Genomic DNA, 19,473 nt, shown 5'->3' on the forward strand with positions numbered 1-19,473 from the left:
GTTACTTTTCTTCCAGTCCCAGGGCCGTGGCCACGGTGACCACGTCGTTCGAGACCTTGACCGGCTGCACTTCGCTGCCGTCCTCGGTGCGGAGCGCCCACTGCGGGTCCTTGAGGCCGTGGCCGGTGACCGTGATGACGATGGTCTTGCCGGCCGGCACTTCGCCGGCGGCGTGCTTCTTGATCAGGCCTGCGACGCCGGCGGCGGAGCCCGGCTCGACGAAGACGCCTTCACGGGCGGACAGCCAGCGGTGGGCGGACAGGATTTCCCCATCCGTCACCGCTTCGATCACGCCGCCGGACTCGTCGCGGGCGGCGATGGCGGAGTCCCAGGACGCGGGGTTGCCGATCCGGATGGCGGTCGCGATCGTGTCGGGTTCCGTGATCGGGTGGCCGGCGACGAACGGTGCGGCGCCGGCGGCCTGGAAGCCCCACATGACCGGGGTCCGGGTGGAGACGGCGGCCAGCGTTCCGGCGGTGGCGGACTCGAACGGCGCGCAGTATTCCTTGTAGCCCTTCCAGTACGCGGTGATGTTGCCGGCGTTGCCCACCGGGAGCACGTGGAAGTCCGGGGCGTCACCGAGCCAGTCGACCACCTCGAAGGCGCCGGTCTTCTGGCCCTCGATCCGGGCCGGGTTGACCGAGTTGACCAGGAACACCGGGTAGGACTCCCCCAGCTTGCGGGCAATGTCGAGGCAGTCGTCGAAGTTGCCGTCGACCTGCAGCAGGGTGGCGCCGTGCGCGATCGCCTGGCTCAGCTTGCCCATCGAGATCTTGCCTTCGGGCACCAGCACGACGCACTTGAGCCCGGCCGCGGTGGCATACGCGGCGGCGGAGGCGGAGGTGTTGCCGGTGGAGGCGCACACGACGGCCTTGGCCCCGGCGGCGACCGCCGCGGTCATGGCCATGGTCATGCCGCGGTCCTTGAAGGAGCCGGTCGGGTTCATCCCCTCGACCTTGAGATAGACCTCGCTGCCAGTGAGCGCGGAAAGCTGCTGCGCGTGGACCAGGGGGGTGCCGCCCTCCCCCAGGGTGATGACCTTGGTGGCCTCGGTGACCGGCAGTCGTTCGGCGTATTCGCGGATAACGCCGCGCCATTGGTGAGCCACTTAGACTCCTTCTACCCGCAGTACGGATGTAACTGAATTGATGACGTCCAGGCCCTTGACGGCCTCGACGGTGGCTGCCAGTGCAGCCTCGCTTGCGCGGTGGGTCACGATCCGCAGTTCCGCTGACTCGACATTCGAATCGGCATCGCGGTGGATGGTCTGCCGCATGATTTCAATGGAGACGCCGTGGTCGGCGAAGAGCCGGGCGATCTTGGCCAGCACGCCGGGCTGGTCCGCGACGTCGAGTCCGATGTAGTAGCTGGTGACCGCGGCGGTGATGGGAAGCGCGGACACCTGGCCGGTCGTGGTCTCGGCACGGCCGGGACCGCCCAGGACGATGCTGCGGGCAGCGGAGATGAGGTCACCCATCACGGCGGAGGCGGTCGGCTTGCCGCCGGCGCCCTGGCCGTAGAACATCAGCTCGCCGGCGTTTTCGGCCTCGATGAAGACGGCGTTGAAGGCTCCGTGCACCGCGGCCAGCGGGTGTTCGCGCGGCAGCAGGGTCGGGTGCACGCGGACGGACACACCGGTATCGCCGTTGGCGCCTGTTTCTGTGCCTGCGGCGGTCAGCTTCTCGGCGATCGCCAGCAGCTTGATGACGAAGCCGGCGTCCTTCGCCGCGGCGATGTCCGCGGCGGTGACGGAGCTGATGCCCTCGCAGTACACGTCGTCCAGGGAGAAACGCGTGTGGAAGGACAGCGAGGCAAGGATCGCGGCCTTGGAGGCGGCGTCGTAGCCCTCGACGTCGGCGGTGGGGTCGGCTTCCGCGTAGCCCAGCCGCTGGGCCTGGGCCAGGGCGTCGGCGAACTGCGCCCCGGTCGAGTCCATCTGGTCCAGGATGAAGTTGGTGGTGCCGTTGACGATGCCGAGCACCCGGGTGATCCGGTCGCCGGAGAGGCTGTCGCGGATGGGCCGCAGGATGGGGATCGCGCCGGCCACGGCGGCCTCGTAGGACAGCTGCACACCGGCCTTGTCCGCTTCCTCGTGGAGGGTGGGGCCGTCCTTGGCAACGAGCGCCTTGTTGCCGGTGACCACGCAGGCGCCGTTGCGCATGGCGGTCAGGATCAGGGTCCGGGCGGGTTCGATCCCGCCCATCAGCTCGATCACGAGATCGGCGTCCTTGATCAGGGTCTCGGCGTCGGTGGTGAACAGCCCGCGGGGCAGCTCCACCTCGCGGGGGGCGTCGAGGTTGCGCACGGCGATGCCGACCAGCTCCAGGCGGGCGCCGGCGCGCGAGGCCAGCATGTCGGCGTCGTCAAGGAGAATCCGCGCGACCTGGGCCCCGACGTTGCCACAGCCCAGCAGGGCTACTTTCAGGGTTCGCAATTCGGTCATTCAGACTCCCATGTCGCGGTTGAGCAGATCTTCTTCGGTTTCCCCGCGGACAATGAGCCGGGCAGATCCGTCGCGCACAGCGACAACGCCCGGCCGGGCCAGATAGTTGTAGTTGCTTGACAGGGCCCAGCAGTAGGCGCCGGTACCCGGTACAGCGAGCAGATCACCGGCTGCCACGTCCTCGGGCAGATATACATCTCTAACAACTATGTCGCCGCTCTCGCAATGTTTGCCCACTACGCGGGACAGCTGCGGGGCCGCGTCCGACGTCCGGGAGGCCAGAATTGCGGAGTAATCCGCGTCGTAGAGCACCGGACGCGGGTTATCGCTCATGCCGCCGTCCACCGACACATACCGGCGCGGGTACGTAACGCTGCCGCCGGCTTTGCCGGCTTCGCCGGGCGCCGGGGCATCGACCCGGACGGTCTTCAGCGTGCCCACCTCGTAGAGCGTGAAGGTGGTGCTGCCGACGATCGCACGGCCCGGTTCGATCGAAATCCGCGGGGCGGCAATCCCCAGTTCGGCGCATTTGGAGCGGACGACGGCGGCCATCGCCTGGGCGATTTCGGCGGCCGGGCGCGGGGTGTCCACGGGAGTGTAGGCGATGCCGTAACCGCCGCCGAGGTCCAGTTCGGGGAGCACGATCGAGTACTTGGTCTGCATCGCGGCGAGGAAGTCCAGCAGCTTCTCCGCGGCGAGGGCGAAGCCGTCCGGCTCGAAGATCTGCGAACCGATGTGGCAGTGCAGGCCCAGCAGTTCGATGCCGGGGTAACCGGACGCCGCGGCCACGGCTTCCTCGGCTGCGGACAGCCCGGCCTGCTCGGTGGAGTCCCCGGCCATGGAGAGGCCGAACTTCTGGTCCTCGTGGGCCGTGGCGATGAATTCGTGGGTGTGGGCGTGCACGCCCGGGGTCAGCCGCAGCATGACCTTCGCGGTTTCACCGCGGGCGTCGGCGATCTTGGCGACGCGCTCGAGTTCGGCGAGGCTGTCCACCACGATCCGCCCCAGTTTCAGGTCCAGGGCGCGGTGGATCTCGCCGTCGGACTTGTTGTTGCCGTGCAGCGCGACGTCCGGGCCGGGGATCCCGGCGCGGGCGGCGACGGCGAGTTCGCCGCCGGAGGCCGTGTCCAGCCGCAGTCCCTCTTCCTCCACCCAGCGGACCACTGCCGTGCACAGGAAGGATTTGCCGGCGTAGTAGACGTCCACTCCCCCGCAGATGTCGGCGAAGGCGTCGTTGAACGCATCGGAAAAGGCACGGGCCCGGGCCCGGAAGTCGTTCTCGCTCATCACAAACAGGGGTGTGCCGAACTGGCGCTGGAGCTCGCTGACGGTGATGCCGTCAATGGCGAGTTCGCCGGCGTCGTTCCGGGTGACCCCGCCGGCCCACAGCGGCTCGTGCAGGGCATTGAGGTCGGCGGGGACCTGCAGCCATTCCGGGGCGAGCGGGGAGGCTGCGCCGGCGGTGGTGGACGGGTTCGTGGTCATGGCAGTTACATCCGTTCCGGCGCCGAGACGCCCAGCAGTTCCAGTCCGTTGGCCAGCACCTGGCTCGTGGCGTCGTTGAGCCACAGCCGGGTGCGGTTGAGATCGGTGATCGGCTCGTCGCCCAGCGGGGCGACACGGCAGGCGTCGTACCAGCGGTGGTAGGCGCCGGCGATGACCTCGAGGTGGCGGGCCACGCGGTGCGGCTCGCGCAGTTCGGCGGCCTTGGCCACAATCGAGGGGTAGCTGCCGAGGTAGGAGAGCAGCTCGTTCTCGGTCGCGTGCTCCAGGAGGGACGCCTCGAAGCGGTCGTTGCCGTCCACACGGCGCTCTACCCCGGCGGCAACGGCGTTGCGGGCGGTCCCGCGGGACCGGGCGTGTGCGTACTGGACGTAGAACACCGGGTTCTCGTTGCTGTGCTTCTTCAGCAGTTCCGGGTCCAAGGTCAGCGGCGAATCGGCGGGGAAGCGGGCCAGCGAGTAGCGGACCGCGTCCTTGCCCAGCCAGGAGATGAGGTCCTTGAGCTCGATGATGTTTCCGGCACGCTTGGAGAGCTTGGCGCCGTTGACGGAGACCAGCTGGCCGATCAGGACCTCGATGTTGACCTCGGGGTCGTCCCCGGCGGCGGCCGCAATGGCCTTGAGCCGGTTGATGTAGCCGTGGTGGTCCGCGCCGAGCAGGTAGATCTTCTCGGTGTAGCCGCGGTCCTTTTTGGACAGGTAGTAGGCGGCATCGGCGGCGAAGTACGTCGGCTCGCCGTTCGCGCGGATCATCACGCGGTCCTTGTCATCACCGAAGTCCGTGGTGCGCAGCCAGACCGCGCCGCCGTCGTCGTAGACGTGGCCCTGTTCCCGGAGCCGCGCCACGGCGTCCTCGATCGCCCCGCCGTCGTGGAGTTCCTGTTCGGAGAAGTAGACATCGAAGGCGACGCCGAACTCGGCCAGGGTGCGCTTGATGTCGTGCAGCTGTGCTTTGTAGGCCGCGCCGCGGATTACCGGCAGCGCGGCGACGTCGGTCAGCTCGCGGATGTCCGGGTGCTGGGTCAGCACCTCGTGGCCAAGATCCGCGATGTACTCGCCGGGGTAGCCGCCCTCCGGGACCCCGCGGCCGTGCAGCCGGGACAGTACCGAGTGGGCGAAGACGTTCATCTGCGACCCGGCGTCATTGATGTAGTACTCGGCCGTGACATCGGCGCCGGAGGCCCGGAGCACGCGGGCAATCGCGTCACCCAGGGCCGCCCAGCGGGTGTGGCCGATGTGTAGCGGGCCGGTGGGGTTGGCGGAGACGAATTCCATGTTGACCTTGTGGCCCGCGAGCGCGGTGTTCGTGCCGTACTCCGGCCCCGCCTCGACGATGGCCTTGGCGAGGGCACCGGCGGCGGCAGCGTCGACGGTGATGTTCAGGAACCCCGGGCCGGCGATGTCGACGGCGGAGACCCCGTTGATGGACTTCAGCCGGGCACTCAGGACCGAGGCGAACTCCCGCGGGTTGGTGCCCGCCGTTTTGGCCAGCTGCAGGGCGATGTTGGTGGCCCAGTCGCCGTGGTCCCGGTTCTTCGGTCGCTCAACGCGCACCTCATCCGGGACATCGGATGCGGGGAGGGAGATTTCACCGGCGGCGACGGCGTCCTTCAGGCAGGCGGATATGGCGAGGGAGAGTTCTTCTGGGGTCACGGTTCCAGCCTACCGGTGGCCTGCAGTGTGGCGGAATTGAGGCCGGTTCACGGGGTGAACCACTACGCTGATTCATACGTTGTCATGGGAGTATCCGCTGCGGGCCTCCGCGTGCGGGTCACTGCTTCCCGTCATTCCCCCTTCCGACCGTCGCCAGAGAAATGAGCAGCGCATGAACACCTCTCTCCGCAAAAGCGTTTTCGTCGGCATTGCTGGACTGTCCCTGGCCGGGTCCGCCGCTGGCTGCGCCCCGGGACAGGCCACCGGCACCCCGGCAACGCCCGCCGCGCCGTCAGCCGCCGCGGGCAGCGCCAGCTACAAGGACGGCACCTACAGCGCGGACGGCAACTACGTCTCGCCGAACGGCACCGAGACCGTGGGCGTGACCCTGACCCTGGCCGGCGGCGCCGTGTCCGACGTCCAGATCACCCAGCATCCGTCCAACCCCAACACCAAAAAGTTCCAGGGCGAATTCGCCGGCGGCATCCAGTCCCAGATCGTCGGCAAGAGCCTCGACGAGATCAAGGTCTCCAAGGTGGCCGGTTCATCGCTGACCAGCGGCGGCTTCAATCAGGCCGTGGAAAAGATCAAGTCCGAGGCCCAGTAGCAGGAGGAAACGTGCCGCATCCGGGCTGGGCGGATTTCAGTTTCGACGGGATCGGTACCCGCTGGGACATCTCAACACCGTCCCCGCTCTCCGGCGCGCTCCGCCGCCGGCTGCTGGATGCGGTGGCGGACTATGACGCCGCGTGGTCCCGCTTCCGGCCGGACTCCCTGATTGCGGCCGCCGCGCGGGAGCCGGGCCGCTACACGCTGCCGGCCGGGGCAGCCGACCTGGGGCCGCTCTACGCAACCCTGTACCGGCTCAGCGCCGGGGCCATGACCCCGCTGATCGGCGGCAGCCTCGAACACCTCGGCTATAACGCCACCTACTCCCTCCGCCCGGGCGGACCTCCGCTGCCCGCCCCGCCCTGGGACGGCGTGCTCGACTGGCAGGGCACGGTCCTGACCACAAGCGCCCCGGTGGTGATCGACGTCGGGGCGGCCGGTAAGGGCCAACTGGCGGACCTGCTGTCCGCCGAACTGCGCGACGGGGGCATCAGCGAGCACTTCATCGACGCGAGCGGCGACCTGGTCAACGCCGGATCCGTACCGGTACAGGTGGGCCTGGAGCATCCCTATGATCCGGCCCGGGCCATCGGCGTCGTCAGCCTCGGGGCCGGGGCGCTCTGCGCCTCCGCGGCCAACCGGCGCGCCTGGGGCGACGGGCTGCACCACGTGCTGGACGGCACCACCGGCGCCCCGGTGCGCACCGTCGTCGCCAGTTGGGCGATGGCGGCGAGCGCCATGGTGGCCGACGCGCTGGCAACCGCGCTGTTCTTCGTCGAGGGGCCCCGCCTGCGGGAGGAATTCGACTGTTCCTGGCTGACCGTCTACTCGGACGGCCATGCGGAGTATTCGGCCGATTTTGAAGGGGTGTTGTTTACATGACCGCCACCATCTCCACGCCCATGGGTTCGCGGCTGGACACGGCCCTGGGCAGGTTCACGATGTACCGGCTGGTCCTCTGGGTCCTCGCCGTGCTCGCCGTCTACAGCCTGCTGCTCGACGTGCTCGGCTGGCTGACCTTCGGGCTGCCGGAGATGGTCGCGCACCTGGCACTCTGCCTCGGCCTGACGTATGCCTCCAACCGGGTGATCGCGGCGGTGTTCCGCGTGCGGCCGCACTCCGAGTCGTCCCTGATCACGGGCCTGCTGCTGTACTTTCTCTTCTGGCCGACGCAGTTCTCGGCGGGATTGCAGTACCTGGACCTGGCCGGCGTTGCCCTCGCCTGTGTGCTCGCGTCGGCGTCCAAGTACGCCCTGGCCTGGCGCGGCCGCCACATATTCAATCCGGCGGCGGCCGGCGCTTTTATCACCGGGCTGACCGGACTCAATATCGCCACTTGGTGGGCCGCCACGCCCGCGATGCTCTGGCTGGTGCTGCCGGGGGTGCTGCTGGTGCTCTACCGGGTCCGGAAGCTGCTGATGGCGTCCGTGTTCACCGTGGTGGCGGTGTCGATCGTGTCGGTGGAACTGCTGCGCGCCGGCATGGGGCCGGCGAAGCGCTGTGGCAGTCCATCGCCCAGCGCCCGGTCCTGTTCTTCGTCGGCTTTATGCTGACCGAGCCGCTCACCCTGCCGCCGCGCCGCTGGCAGCAGCTGGCGCTTGCCGCCGTCGTCGGACTGCTGTTTGCCATTCCCTACAACCTGGGTTTCGTGGCCAATTCCCCCGAGCTGGCGCTGCTCGTGGGAAACGCGCTCGCCTTCGCCGCCGGCCAACGTGGCCGCATTCTGCTCCGCTTCCGGGGCTCGCGCCCGCTGACGCCGACGACGACGGAGTTCAGCTTCCAGCCCGAGCGGCCGCTCCGCTTCACCCCGGGGCAGTACATCGAGCTGAATCTGCCGGAGGGGAAGGCCGACCACAAGGGCCGGCGGCGGGTGTTCAGCCTGACCAGTCCCCCGGACTCCCCGGAACTGACCATCGGCGTGGGAACGGCCGAACCGCGGTCCACGGCGAAGCGGTCGCTCCTGGCCCTGGAGCCCGGTGACGAACTGACGGCCACCACCGTGGGCGGCGACTTTGTCCTGCCGCGGAGTCCGGAGGAGCCGGTGCTGCTGATAGCGGCCGGCATCGGCATCACCCCGTATCTGGCCCAGCTGTCCGGGGGCACCGCCGGGGGCCGGGATGTGGTCCTGCTGTACCTGGCAAGGACGGCCGCCGAGCTGGCCTACGCCGGGGAACTCGAACGCACCGGGGCCCGGGTCATCGCCCGGCTGGCCGACGGTTCCGCGCCGCCGTCGTTCATGCAGGATGCGGGCGCCGTCCGGATCGACGGTGCCACGCTGAAGGACCTCGTCCCCGATATCGCGGGCCGCAGTGTCTATGTCTCGGGCTCGCCGGCGAGTGTCCGCTCCCTGCGTGCCGCCGCCCGCCGGGCCGGGGCACGGAAGATCCATGTGGACTCCTTCGCGGGCTACTAAGCCGCCGATTTTCCCTTCGAGCCCACCTTCCTGCTAAGCTCTAGGACGTCCCGCCGGAAACGGCAGGAACCCTGACTGCCCTCGTAGCTCAGGGGATAGAGCGTCTGCCTCCGGAGCAGAAGGTCGTTGGTTCGATTCCAATCGAGGGCACAGAAAAAACCCCGTCACTTCATGGAAGTGGCGGGGTTTTCGCTTGTCCGCCTGACAGTGCTCCCCAGCCTGATTTGAGCACGTGTAAAGTTCGATCGTCTGCTAGTGGCAGGCACCGGGTGTTGCGGGTCTGTCCGTCGCACGACCATGGGGGTTAGTATGCGCGACCGCGCCCTGAGATTTGGCCTGATCGTCGCGGTCATAGCCATGCTTTTCAGCGCCCTGGCAGGGGCGGGAACTGCCCCGGCACAGGCGGCACCCGCCCCGGCCAGCATCAGCGGCACGGTGACCGTACCGGCCGGCGTAGATGCCGGGTTGGTGGAGGTGTGGGCTGTCCTCGACCACGTTTATGAACCTGAGCAGTCAACAACACTCAACCCGGACGGCTCCTACCAGCTTTCCGGGCTTCCGCCAGCCAGCTACCGGCTGAAATTCACCGGAAGAAGCGGGGCACTCGAACAGTGGTACAACAACGCCTCCTCGCCGCTCACGGCAGACGACGTCACGGTGACGGACGGCGAGCAAGCCACCGGGATCAACGCCACGCTGGTCAAGGCTGCCACAATCAGTGGCACGTTGACTGCGCCGTCGGGGGTGTCCCTGACCGCTACCAAGATCTACGCCAGTGGTTCCGATGGCAGTTGGCCGGTGGCCGTAGACGGCACGTACAAAGTCGTAGGTCTCAGGGCCGGGCCACACACGCTGTGGTTCTCCGGCGACGGTAATGCCCTTGCCCAGTACTACAACAACGCCACCTCCGCCGAAACGGCCACTGCCGTCAGGGTCGCGGAAGGACAGGATGTCACTGGCATCGACTCGATCCTGGACAAGGGAGCCAGCATCAGCGGGACGGTCACCGCTCCAGCCGGGGTAACGCTCAGTGACACCCGCGTTGAGGCCGCCGTTCCGGGCGAGAGGGGCTGGACCGGACACACCACAGTCGCCGCAGACGGCAGCTACCGCATCACCGGGCTACCTCACGGTGAGTACATCGTGAACTTCAGCGTCAGCGGAGCCCTGGGGCAGTGGTACAGCGCCGCAACGTCCCGGCGCACCGCCAAGGCCATCAGCGTCGCAGCGGGCCAGGACGTGACCGGCATCGACGCGGCGCTGGTCAAAGCGGCCAGCATCAGCGGCACCGTCACCGTCCGGCCCGGAGTGGAGGCGGGCAAGGTGATAATCTCCGCCTACGCAACAGGGAATCCGTCCGCGTCCGTGGGGTCGACCTACCTGAAGGCCGACGGAAGATACTCGCTCAATTACCTGCCTGCCGGATCCTACACAGTCGAGTTCGCCACCGTGTACTCCACTGATTTCCAGGACCAGGACAGCGGCGCCCAGGTCCAGTGGTACAACGACGCGGATTCCTTTGACGACGCCACCGCCATCGTGCTGGGCACCGGCGAGGACAGGACCGGGGTTAATGCCTCTCTCGTTAAAGGTGCGTCCATCAGCGGAAAGGTGAAAGACCCCGACTCCACCGGTGAGTATCAGACCACCGTAAGCCTCTTCGCCTCCGGCACCCCGGGAGTGGCTCTCGAGACTGCGGTCATTAATCAAAGCGACCCGCAGTACGTGTTCAAAGGGTTGCGCGCAGGCTCCTACGTTGTGGGATTCTCCGACGAGAGGAATTTATCGCAAAGCCAGTGGTGGGAGAACGCCGATACGTTTGAATCGGCCAGTGTCATTACGGTCACCCGTGGCCAGGAGGTGGCGGGCATCGATGCCGTCCTGGTGAAGACGGTCAGCAGCGGCGCCCCGGCCCCTGGTTCCGCCCCGGAAACGGTGACACCCGCAGAAACGGGCGCCGAGATAGATGCGGGTCTTGCCCCGGCCGCCGCACCGGTGCGGGTCTCGCCGCCCCGGCCGAACGACCTCAACGATGCCGGCGCCGACGTCACAACCGCGGTTACCGGAGCCCGCGAGCCCACCGGCGGCGAACCCACCGAGGCGCCCGAGTCCAACGTCGGCGAACCCACCGTTGCCGCCGAGCCCGCCGGCGCCGGGACAGCGGAAGAGAGCGAACGGGACAGTGGCGCGGTGGCCCGGCCCAACCCGGACGCCAAGACCGCTGAATCGGCGAACCACCCATACCTGGCAGCAGGCTGGTTCGCGCTGGCTCCGATCCTCATCGCCGGGGCTGTCTTTTACCGACGGCGCCAGGAGTTACCTCCGGCGCGCTGACCGGGCCCGGGAATCCGCTGGCTTCTGGGCGCCCTTTCGTGTTGGCTGACAGAACGCAAGGTCAGACGCCGCGCTGCTGCGGCTCAACGAATGGGGGGATCGGGTGGACTTTGGCGCAGCGCTGCTGTATCCGTTCCAGTGGCTGGTGTCGGCCATCATGGTGGGACTCCATGAGGGCTTGACCGCACTCGGCATGCCCGCAGCCAGCGGCTGGACGTGGACGCTGTCCATCATCGGGCTGGTGCTGGTGATCCGGGCCGCCCTGATTCCGGTAGCGCTGCAGCAGGTGAAGGCCCAGCGCCGCATGCGCCGGCTGCAGCCGGAGCTGAGGAAACTGCAGGACAAGTACAAGGGCAGGACGGACCCGCTCTCCCGCCAGGCCATGGTGCAGGAGCAGATGGCCCTCTACAAGCAGCACGGCACCAACCCGCTGTCGGCGTGCCTTCCGCTGCTGATCCAAGTGCCGTTCTTCTTTGCCCTCTTCACCGTGTTGTCCGGTATTACGACGGCGGCCATCAGCGGTAAGGGCATTGGCGCTATGAGCCCCGAGCAAGTAGTGCAGTTCGACGAGTCGAGCATCTTCGGCGCCCCGCTGTCCGCCTCCATGCTTCACGGCACGCCCGGGGGCGGCAACGTGGTCGCGGTGTGGATCCTCTCGGTCGGGATGATTCTGGCCATGACGGCGGCGCAGTTCATCACGCAGAAGCACATCATGGCCAGGACGGTGCCCGCCGAGTCCGCGGCGGACCCCTTCATGCGGCAGCAGAAAGCGGTGCTCTACGCCCTGCCGATTGTTTTCGGCATTGGTGGCATTGTCTTCCCCATCGGTGTCCTGATCTACTGGACCACCACGAATTTGTGGACCATGGTCCAGCAGTTCGTCCTTGACCCGCGCGCGCCCTGAGAGGCCCGGCGGGAGATTCCGGCCGGTTCAGCTCCGGGCCTCCACGATCTCCTTGAGCTTGTCCAGCGCCAGCGGCCAGGCCTCGTCGAACATGGCGACGAACTCGTCCTCACTGTCGAGCTCCACGTCCACTGTCGTCACCCCGCCGGCAGCCCTGAAGGCGTACTTCTCATGGGCGCCCATAAAAGCTTTCGCGGCCGCGCTGGTGGTGTCATCCTCGCCATTGACCACCTGCCCGATGTAACGCAGGGAAATGAGCTCGTTCGGCCTGTTTTCCTCGACCGTGGCGATCATCCCCGCCAGCGAGCCGTCGCCGTCGGGTCCGAGGAAACGGATTTCGCTGCCCTGGCTCCAGTCCCCCTCATAGTAGGAATCACTGTTGAAAACGCTGGTCCACTCCCGGTACGTGGCATCGTTCAGCATCGTGGTCCACACGTCCTGCACGGGGGCGTTGATCGTCACCGAATACCTTAACTTTTCCATGCGTGATTTTACGTCCGGGCGCGAACTGCAGAACAGGCCGGGTGCGGACCAGCGAAACCAGGCGCGCCACCCTGCCAATTGTCGGTGCCCGCTCGTAGGCTGTCTGCATCGGCAGCGGGGTTCCGGCGGCCGGGTGGCTGGACTGGGTGCCCGCCGCCGCACCACCACGGGATCCCGCCGAAGGACTAAGGGGTCTCACATGCACTGTTCCATCATTCCTCCGTACATGCTCCGCCGCCTGGCGGCCCAGCGCGAACCCGAGCTCTCCGCCGCCGCCCGCGCGGCAAAGGAAGCCCTGCACCACGTCCCGAGCTTCCAGGCGTCCCGCGCCGTGCCCGGGCCCGGCAGCCATCCGGGACTGCGGGAACCCCAGCCGGCCCCGCCGGAACGGACGGTCTACGACGCCAAGTTCGCCGAGCAGCTCCCCGGCAGTGTGGTCCGCAAAGAGGGGGAACCTCCCACCGGCGATCCTGCCGCCGACGAGGCCTATGACGGGCTGGGGCACACCCACCGCCTCTACGCAGAAGCCTTCGGCCGGAACTCGATCGACGGCAACGGCCTCCACCTTGAGGCCACGGTCCACTACGGCCGCCTGTACGACAACGCGTTCTGGGACGGCCGGCAAATGGTGTTCGGCGACGGCGACGGCCAGGTGTTCCAGCGCTTCACGAAATCCTTGAGCGTGATCGGCCACGAACTCGCCCACGGCGTCACCCAGTACTCCGCGGGTCTGGTCTACCGCAACCAGGCCGGCGCGCTGAACGAATCGATGTCCGATGTCTTTGGGGCGCTCGTTGAGCAGCACGTCCGGCAGCAGTCGACGGCGGAGGCCAGCTGGCTGATCGGCGAGGGCCTCTTCACGGACAAGGTCCAGGGGACCGCCTTGCGTTCCCTCAAGGCCCCGGGGACCGCGTACGACGACGACGTGCTCGGCAAGGACCCGCAGCCGGACTCCATGGACGGCTATGTGCACACAAGCGCTGACAACGGCGGCGTGCACATCAACTCCGGGATCCCCAACCGGGCGTTCTGCCTGGTGGCCACGGCGCTGGGCGGCAACGCGTGGGACGCACCGGGCCGGATCTGGTACGAGACCCTGACCGGCGGCACGCTGGCCCCGACCGCCACCTTCGGGGCCTTCGCCAAGGCCACAGCGGCCTCCGCCAGGGAGCTGTTCGGGGCGGACTCCACGGAGCATGACGCCGTGCGGTCCGCGTGGGAAACTGTGAAGGTAAAGTTCCCTGGAGCCAGACGGTAACCAAGCTCATGGCGCCTAAACCCATGAACGTTGCCGTCTCCCGACGATCCGAGACCGATGAAAATCACTGTGCAGCGCAGCGGCGGCATGGCCGGCATGAAGCGGACGTGGACCGTGCAGCCCACACCGCCGGAGGATACGGACCTCTGGCAGCCCCTCATCGAGGCCTGCCCGTGGGACGCCGTCCCCAAGTCGGGCCGGAGTGCCGCCGCGGGCCAGCCGGACCGGTTCCTGTACAACATCCGGGCCGGACAGCACCGCGCCACCCTGCCCGAACAGGCCGTCACCGGGCCCTGGCGGGACCTCGTCGAGACGGCCAAAGCGGCGGCCGAGCCCCCGCCGTCGGACGGGCTGCCGGAACCCCGGCGCTGACGCCCCCGGACCGGCCGGGCCGGTATCTCGCCGTGCCTGATGGGAGGAGTCTCTAGACCGCCGCGGCCAGGTGTCCGCGGAAGGTCCGGCGGTAGGACTGCGGGCTGGTGTCCAGCACCTTGGCGAAGTGGTGCCGCAACAGCACCGAGTGGCCGAAGCCGGATTCGCGGGCGATTTCGTCGATGTTCAGGTCCGTGGTCTCGAGCAGTTCCTGGGCCCGCAGCACGCGCTGTGAATTGAGCCAGGCTGCGGGGGTCGCTCCCGTTTCGGAACGGAAGCGCCGTGCGAACGTCCGCGGCGACATGTGGACCCGCGCGGCGAGTTCGTTGACCGAATGGTCCTCCTCCAGATGCCGCACCATCCATTGCAGGAGTTCCTCCATGGGCTCGGAGCCGCAGCGCGCGATCGGCCGGTCGATGAACTGGGCCTGGCCGCCGTCGCGGTGCGGCGGAACTACCATGTCACGGGCAATGGCCGCCGCCACGTTCGCGCCGAACTCCACCCGGACCAGGTGCAGGCAGGCGTCGATGCCCGCGGCCGTGCCCGCGCTCGTAATGATCCGGCCGTCCTCGACGTACAGGACGTTTTCGTCCACCAGGGCAGCGGGGTAGCGGCTGGCGAGCTCCTGGGAGTAGTGCCAGTGCGTGGTGCAGCGGCGGCCGTCCAGCAGGCCTGCCCGGGCCAGCGCAAAGGCCCCGGTGCAGATGGACATGACCCAGGCCCCGCGGGCGTGGGCGTCCCGCAGGGCGTCCAGGACAGATTCGGGGACCGACTCGTCGTTGCCGAAGGGCGTCATGATGACGAGGTCGGCGTCGCCTGCAGCATCCAGCCCGAGACCCACGTGCAGGGACAGCCCGGACTTCATCGGGACCTCGCCCGGCACCGGGGTGCAGACCCGGAAATCAAACGCCGGGACGCCGTTACCGCGCGCCGAGCGGTCTATGCCGAACACTTCGAAGGCGGTCGCGAACTCGAAGATCGAGAAGTTGGGGACCACGATCATCGCCACTGATTTGATCATGAATCCATTCTGGCAGAACAGTGGCAGAAATTATAGCTTTTTGGGCATTTCTGCCACTTCTTCTGCCTCCCCGACCGGAGAACCATAGAGGTATGGAACTCATCGGAATCGCCCTCATTGTCCTCATCGTCGTCGGCCTCGCCGCTACCGTCGCAGCCCTCCGCAAGGACGGGCTCGGCCACAACCCGCCGGTCCGCTCGGAAGACTACTGGACCGCGCTGGACCTGCCCAGCACCAACTACACCTTCCGGATCTTCTGAGCCCTGGCCAAGACCCGGTCACACACCATCCCGTCCCCTACCCGCCACAACCGTCCCCCGCCCGCTGCCCGGCCCCGACAGGGACCGGGCACTTCTCCGTCCCGGAACCGCCGCGCGGACAGTTCCCAGTAGACTGTGTGCAGCCATGACACTGCATATCTCCTACCCCGCCGAGCTGCCGGTCTCCGAGCGCCGCGAGGACCTGATGGCCGCCATTGCGGCCAACCAAGTGACCATCATCGCCGGCGAGACCGGTTCCGGTAAGACGACCCAGATTCCGAAGATGTGCCTGGAGCTTGGTCTCGGCGAGAACGGGCTCATCGGCCACACGCAGCCGCGCCGGCTGGCCGCCCGCACGGTCGCGGAGCGCATCGCGGAGGAACTCGGCGTCGAAATCGGCCAGGAAGTCGGCTTCCAGGTCCGCTTCACCGGGGAGGTCGGCCGCAACACCAAGGTCAAGCTCATGACCGACGGTATCCTGCTGGCCGAAATCCGGCGCGACAAGCTGCTGCGCCGGTACAACGCCATCATCATTGACGAGGCGCACGAACGCAGCCTGAACATCGACTTCATCCTCGGGTACCTCAAACGGATCCTGCCGCAGCGGCCGGACCTGAAGATCATCATCACCTCGGCCACCATCGACCCGCAGCGCTTCGCCAAGCACTTCGGCAGCGAGGAGGAGCCCTCGCCCATCATCGAGGTCTCCGGGCGCACGTACCCTGTCGAGATCCGCTACCGCCCGCTGTCCCAGCCGGCCGGCGGGGCCGCCGGTGACAGCACCGACGACGCCGCGCTAGCGGCCTCGGACGACGAACTGGAAGAGGACCGCGATCCGCTGGACGCCGTCTGCGACGCCGTCGACGAACTCGCGCAGGAAGCGCCCGGCGACATCCTGATCTTCTTCTCCGGCGAACGCGAAATCCGCGACGCCGCCGAGGCCCTCAACGGCAGGATCCAGTCCAACCGCAAACTGGCCGGCACCGAGGTGCTCCCTCTCTTCGCGCGGCTGAGCTTGCAGGAACAGCACAAGGTCTTCCACCCCGGCAGCAAGCGCAGGATCGTGCTCGCCACCAACGTCGCCGAGACCTCCCTGACGGTTCCCGGCATCAAGTACGTCATTGACACCGGCACCGCCCGCATCTCGCGGTACTCGCACCGCACCAAGGTCCAGCGCCTGCCGATCGAGCGGGTCTCGCAGGCGTCCGCCAGCCAGCGCTCCGGCCGCTGCGGCCGCGTCTCCGACGGCATCGCCATCCGGCTGTACTCGGAGGAGGACTTCGAGTCCCGGCCTCCGTTCACCGACCCCGAAATCCTGCGCACCAACCTCGCCGCCGTCATCCTCCAGATGACCGCGATGGGCGTCGCCCGGGGGCCCAAGGATGTGGAGAACTTCCCGTTTGTGGAACCGCCGGACTCCCGGGCCATCAACGACGGCGTCACCCTCCTGCGCGAGCTCGGCGCTTTGAGCGCGGCGCGTCCGCAGGAGGAGACGGGCGACGGCACCGGCGACGGAGACGGCCGCCCCGGCCGGCGGCCGGCTGCCGGAAGAAGCGGCGGCGGGCTGACCGCCGTCGGGCAGCAGCTTGCCCAGCTTCCCGTGGACCCCAGGCTCGGCCGGATGATCGTCGAGTCCGGCAAGCGCGGCTGCGTCCGCGAGGTCATGATCCTGGCTGCGGCGCTGACCATCCAGGACCCGCGCGAGCGCCCGACCGACAAACAGCAGCTCGCCGCGGAGAAGCACGCGCGTTTCCGGGACGAGAACTCGGACTTCACCGGGTTCCTGAACCTCTGGAACTACATCCAGGAGAAGCAGCAGGAGCTCTCCTCCACGGCCTTCCGCCGGCTCTGCCGTGCCGAGTTCATCAACTACCTGCGCGTGCGCGAATGGCAGGACCTGTTTGCGCAGCTGCGCCAGCTGGCCCGGCCGCTCGGCATCAGCCTGGACAACAAGCGCCTGGCCGATCCGGTGGGCAACCATGAGGGCATCCACATCAGCCTGCTCTCGGGCCTGCTGAGCCACGTGGGCATCCTCGATGAGCGCAAGCGCGAGTACGCCGGCGCCCGCGGCAGCCGCTTCGCGATCTTCCCGGGCTCGGCCCTGTTCAAGAAGTCCCCCACGTTTGTTATGGCCGCGGAGCTCGTGGAGACGAGCCGGCTGTGGGCCCGGGTGGCCGCGAAATTCGATCCGCTCTGGGTCGAACAGGTGGCGCCGGACCTGGTCAAGCGCAGCTACAGCGAACCGCACTGGTCCAAGAAGATGGGCTCGGTGATGGCCCATGAGAAGGTCACCCTGTACGGGGTGCCCATCATCCCGAGCCGCCGGATCAACTACGGCAAGGTGGATCCGGAGCTCTGCCGGGAGCTGTTCATCCGTCATGCCCTGGTGGAGGGCGACTGGCAGACCCACCACAAGTTCTTCCACCGCAACCGCGCCCTGCTGCTCGAAGTCGAGGAGCTCGAGGCGCGGATGCGGCGCCGTGGCATCCTGGTGGACGACGAGACGCTCTTCGAGTTCTACGACGCCCGGATCGGCAAGGACGTCGTGTCCGAGCGGCACTTCGACAAGTGGTGGAAGGAAGCGCGGCAGCAGGACCCCACGCTGCTCGACTTCGACCAGGCGCTGCTGATCAGCGAGGACGCCGATGCCCTGGATGACTCGGCCTACCCGAAGACCCTGCTGCACAAGGGCTTTGAGCTGCCGCTGAGCTACGAGTTCCACCCTGTGGCCCCCGGATCCCCGCCCAACCCGTCCGACGGCGTCACCGCCGAAGTGCCCGTGCTGTTCCTGAACCAGCTCGACGACGCCGCGTTCCGCTGGCTGATTCCCGGCCAGCGGGTGGAACTGGTCACGGCCCTGATCAAGTCCCTGCCCAAACAGGTGCGCAAGAACTTCGTGCCGGCCCCGGACGTCGCCCGGCAGGCCGTCGCGGCCTTGGAGGCGGACTTCGATCCGGCCACCGATGAGCTGGAGGCCTCCCTGGAGCTCGTCCTGCGCCGGATCCGCGGCCAGGTCATCCCGCCGAAGTCGTGGAACTGGGACGCCGTTCCGTCGCACCTGCGCGTCAGTTTCCGCGTCGTGGATTCGCAGGGGAAGGTGCTCGACGAGGGCAAGGACCTCGGAGTGCTGCAGGAACGGCTGGCACCGGCCACCCGCCGGGCGATCGCCGAGTCGCTCGGAGCCACGCCCGCGACGACGGCTCCCGCCACGATCGGCACGTCCAACGGAAGGTCCAGCGGCAAGACGGCAGCCAAGACGGCAGCCATGGCAGCAGCCCAGTCCGCCGGAGCGGCGCCGGGGACCGCCGCTTCCGCTGTGGCGGCGGCCGCAACCGGTTTTGCCGAGCAGGCGGGGCTGACCTCCTGGTCCTTCGGAACCCTGCAGCGCCAGGTCCAGGGCACGGTGAAGGGGCACACCGTCACCGGCTACCCTGCGCTCGTGGATGAGGGCCAGTCCGTTGCCCTTCGGCTGTTCCAGACGCGGTCTGAACAGGAACAGGCCATGCGCGGCGGCGTCATCCGACTGCTCGCCCTGAAGGTGCCGCCGCCGGACCGCTACGTCCTGGAACACCTGAACAACACCGAGAAACTCACGTTCAGCCAGAACCCGCACGGTTCCGTCACGGCACTGATCGCCGACTGCGCCCTCGCCGCCATCGACAAGCTCACCCCGGCGGAACTGCCGTGGGACGAGGCGTCCTTCAACGCGCTGTACGAGAAGGTCCGGGCCGAGCTGATCGACACGGTCTTCACCGTCACCGCCGTCGTGGAGCGCATCCTGGCCAGTACGCGGCGGATCGAGAAGGCACTCAAGGGCACCACGAGCCTGGCCCTGATCAGCGCCCTCAACGACATCAAGAGCCAGCTGGAGCAGCTCGTGTTCCCGGGTTTTGTGGCACGCACGGGCTACAGCCAGCTCAGCCAGCTGCCGCGCTACCTTGCCGCGATCGAGAAGCGGCTCGAGAAACTCCCGACCAACGTCCAGCGGGACGCCCAGAACATGGCCGCGGTCCAGGCCCTGGAGGACGACTACGACGACGCCGTGTCGGCACTGCTCCCGGGCCGGCGGGCCGGCGCGGAGTTAACCCAGGTCCGCTGGATGATCGAGGAGCTCCGGGTGAGCCTCTTCGCCGTCGAACTCGGGACCGCGTATTCCGTCTCCGAGAAGCGGATCCGCGCGGTGCTTAACAAGGCGCTGGCGCCGGTCTGACACCCGGAAAG

General features: G+C 67.9%; 14 protein-coding genes, 1 tRNA gene and 1 pseudogene. 10 read left to right on the plus strand and 6 right to left on the minus strand.

Going from position 1 to position 19,473, the window contains the following annotated elements; all coding sequences use genetic code 11:
• Nucleotide 1: 1 nt before the first annotated feature.
• The 4 genes from thrC to argS are packed head-to-tail and all read right to left on the minus strand — an operon-like array spanning nt 2 to nt 5,598.
• Nucleotides 2-1,108, minus strand: a complete 1,107-nt coding sequence (gene thrC / locus AC06G6_RS13040; RefSeq protein WP_479822668.1) for a threonine synthase — start codon at nt 1,106-1,108, stop codon at nt 2-4.
• On the minus strand, nt 1,109-2,443 hold the full coding sequence (locus AC06G6_RS13045) for a homoserine dehydrogenase (protein WP_479822670.1): 1,335 nt from the start codon (nt 2,441-2,443) through the stop codon (nt 1,109-1,111).
• Complete coding sequence (gene lysA / locus AC06G6_RS13050; RefSeq protein WP_479822672.1) at nt 2,444-3,928, minus strand: diaminopimelate decarboxylase; 1,485 nt, start codon at nt 3,926-3,928, stop codon at nt 2,444-2,446. It abuts the gene before it with no gap.
• Nucleotides 3,929-3,933: 5 nt separating this feature from the next.
• Nucleotides 3,934-5,598 (minus strand): arginine--tRNA ligase, encoded by a 1,665-nt coding sequence (argS, locus tag AC06G6_RS13055; RefSeq protein WP_479822674.1) that lies wholly within the window; start codon nt 5,596-5,598, stop codon nt 3,934-3,936.
• 172 nt (nt 5,599-5,770) lie between these two features.
• Here argS and AC06G6_RS13060 point away from each other — a divergent pair, with 172 nt between their 5' ends.
• The 6 genes and pseudogenes from AC06G6_RS13060 (at nt 5,771) to yidC (ending at nt 11,858) form a co-directional block, all read left to right on the plus strand.
• A complete protein-coding gene (locus AC06G6_RS13060; RefSeq protein ID WP_479822676.1) occupies nt 5,771-6,205 on the plus strand; it encodes an FMN-binding protein in 435 nt (144 codons plus the stop codon).
• Nucleotides 6,206-6,216: 11 nt separating this feature from the next.
• A complete protein-coding gene (locus AC06G6_RS13065; protein WP_479822678.1) occupies nt 6,217-7,089 on the plus strand; it encodes an FAD:protein FMN transferase in 873 nt (290 codons plus the stop codon).
• 20 nt (nt 7,090-7,109) lie between these two features.
• A pseudogene (locus AC06G6_RS13070) lies at nt 7,110-8,620 on the plus strand (FAD-dependent oxidoreductase).
• A gap of 77 nt (nt 8,621-8,697) precedes the next feature.
• Nucleotides 8,698-8,770: transfer RNA gene (locus tag AC06G6_RS13075), tRNA-Arg, on the plus strand.
• Nucleotides 8,771-8,929: 159 nt separating this feature from the next.
• On the plus strand, nt 8,930-10,954 hold the full coding sequence (locus AC06G6_RS13080; protein ID WP_479822680.1) for a carboxypeptidase regulatory-like domain-containing protein: 2,025 nt from the start codon (nt 8,930-8,932) through the stop codon (nt 10,952-10,954).
• A gap of 157 nt (nt 10,955-11,111) precedes the next feature.
• On the plus strand, nt 11,112-11,858 hold the full coding sequence (yidC, locus tag AC06G6_RS13085) for a membrane protein insertase YidC (protein ID WP_479828667.1): 747 nt from the start codon (nt 11,112-11,114) through the stop codon (nt 11,856-11,858).
• 27 nt (nt 11,859-11,885) lie between these two features.
• Here yidC and AC06G6_RS13090 read toward each other — a convergent pair whose 3' ends face one another.
• Nucleotides 11,886-12,341 (minus strand): SRPBCC family protein, encoded by a 456-nt coding sequence (locus AC06G6_RS13090; RefSeq protein WP_479822682.1) that lies wholly within the window; start codon nt 12,339-12,341, stop codon nt 11,886-11,888.
• Between the two features lie 199 nt (nt 12,342-12,540).
• Here AC06G6_RS13090 and AC06G6_RS13095 point away from each other — a divergent pair, with 199 nt between their 5' ends.
• On the plus strand, nt 12,541-13,599 hold the full coding sequence (locus AC06G6_RS13095; RefSeq protein ID WP_479822685.1) for a M4 family metallopeptidase: 1,059 nt from the start codon (nt 12,541-12,543) through the stop codon (nt 13,597-13,599).
• Nucleotides 13,600-13,656: 57 nt separating this feature from the next.
• Nucleotides 13,657-13,971, plus strand: coding sequence for a protealysin inhibitor emfourin (locus AC06G6_RS13100; protein ID WP_479822687.1), 315 nt, complete (start codon nt 13,657-13,659; stop codon nt 13,969-13,971).
• A gap of 52 nt (nt 13,972-14,023) precedes the next feature.
• Here the strand turns inward: AC06G6_RS13100 and AC06G6_RS13105 are convergent, their stop codons facing one another.
• On the minus strand, nt 14,024-14,992 hold the full coding sequence (locus AC06G6_RS13105) for a GlxA family transcriptional regulator (protein WP_479822689.1): 969 nt from the start codon (nt 14,990-14,992) through the stop codon (nt 14,024-14,026).
• A 92-nt stretch (nt 14,993-15,084) separates the two neighbouring features.
• Here AC06G6_RS13105 and AC06G6_RS13110 point away from each other — a divergent pair, with 92 nt between their 5' ends.
• Nucleotides 15,085-15,252, plus strand: a complete 168-nt coding sequence (locus tag AC06G6_RS13110; protein WP_282382371.1) for a hypothetical protein — start codon at nt 15,085-15,087, stop codon at nt 15,250-15,252.
• Between the two features lie 145 nt (nt 15,253-15,397).
• Complete coding sequence (hrpA, locus tag AC06G6_RS13115) at nt 15,398-19,462, plus strand: ATP-dependent RNA helicase HrpA (RefSeq protein ID WP_479822692.1); 4,065 nt, start codon at nt 15,398-15,400, stop codon at nt 19,460-19,462.
• Nucleotides 19,463-19,473 lie beyond the last annotated feature (11 nt).

It is taken from the genome of Arthrobacter sp. CJL-S3 (genome assembly GCF_056711635.1).

Coding starts and splice junctions, on each gene's coding strand:
- AC06G6_RS13045 (WP_479822670.1), bottom strand. CDS start 2,443: ATGACCGAATTGCGAACCCTGAAAGTAGCCCTGCTGGGCTGTGGCAAC.
- lysA (WP_479822672.1), bottom strand. CDS start 3,928: ATGACCACGAACCCGTCCACCACCGCCGGCGCAGCCTCCCCGCTCGCC.
- AC06G6_RS13060 (WP_479822676.1), top strand. CDS start 5,771: ATGAACACCTCTCTCCGCAAAAGCGTTTTCGTCGGCATTGCTGGACTG.
- AC06G6_RS13080 (WP_479822680.1), top strand. CDS start 8,930: ATGCGCGACCGCGCCCTGAGATTTGGCCTGATCGTCGCGGTCATAGCC.
- yidC (WP_479828667.1), top strand. CDS start 11,112: ATGGTGGGACTCCATGAGGGCTTGACCGCACTCGGCATGCCCGCAGCC.
- AC06G6_RS13090 (WP_479822682.1), bottom strand. CDS start 12,341: ATGGAAAAGTTAAGGTATTCGGTGACGATCAACGCCCCCGTGCAGGAC.
- AC06G6_RS13095 (WP_479822685.1), top strand. CDS start 12,541: ATGCACTGTTCCATCATTCCTCCGTACATGCTCCGCCGCCTGGCGGCC.
- AC06G6_RS13100 (WP_479822687.1), top strand. CDS start 13,657: ATGAAAATCACTGTGCAGCGCAGCGGCGGCATGGCCGGCATGAAGCGG.
- AC06G6_RS13105 (WP_479822689.1), bottom strand. CDS start 14,992: ATGATCAAATCAGTGGCGATGATCGTGGTCCCCAACTTCTCGATCTTC.
- AC06G6_RS13110 (WP_282382371.1), top strand. CDS start 15,085: ATGGAACTCATCGGAATCGCCCTCATTGTCCTCATCGTCGTCGGCCTC.
- hrpA (WP_479822692.1), top strand. CDS start 15,398: ATGACACTGCATATCTCCTACCCCGCCGAGCTGCCGGTCTCCGAGCGC.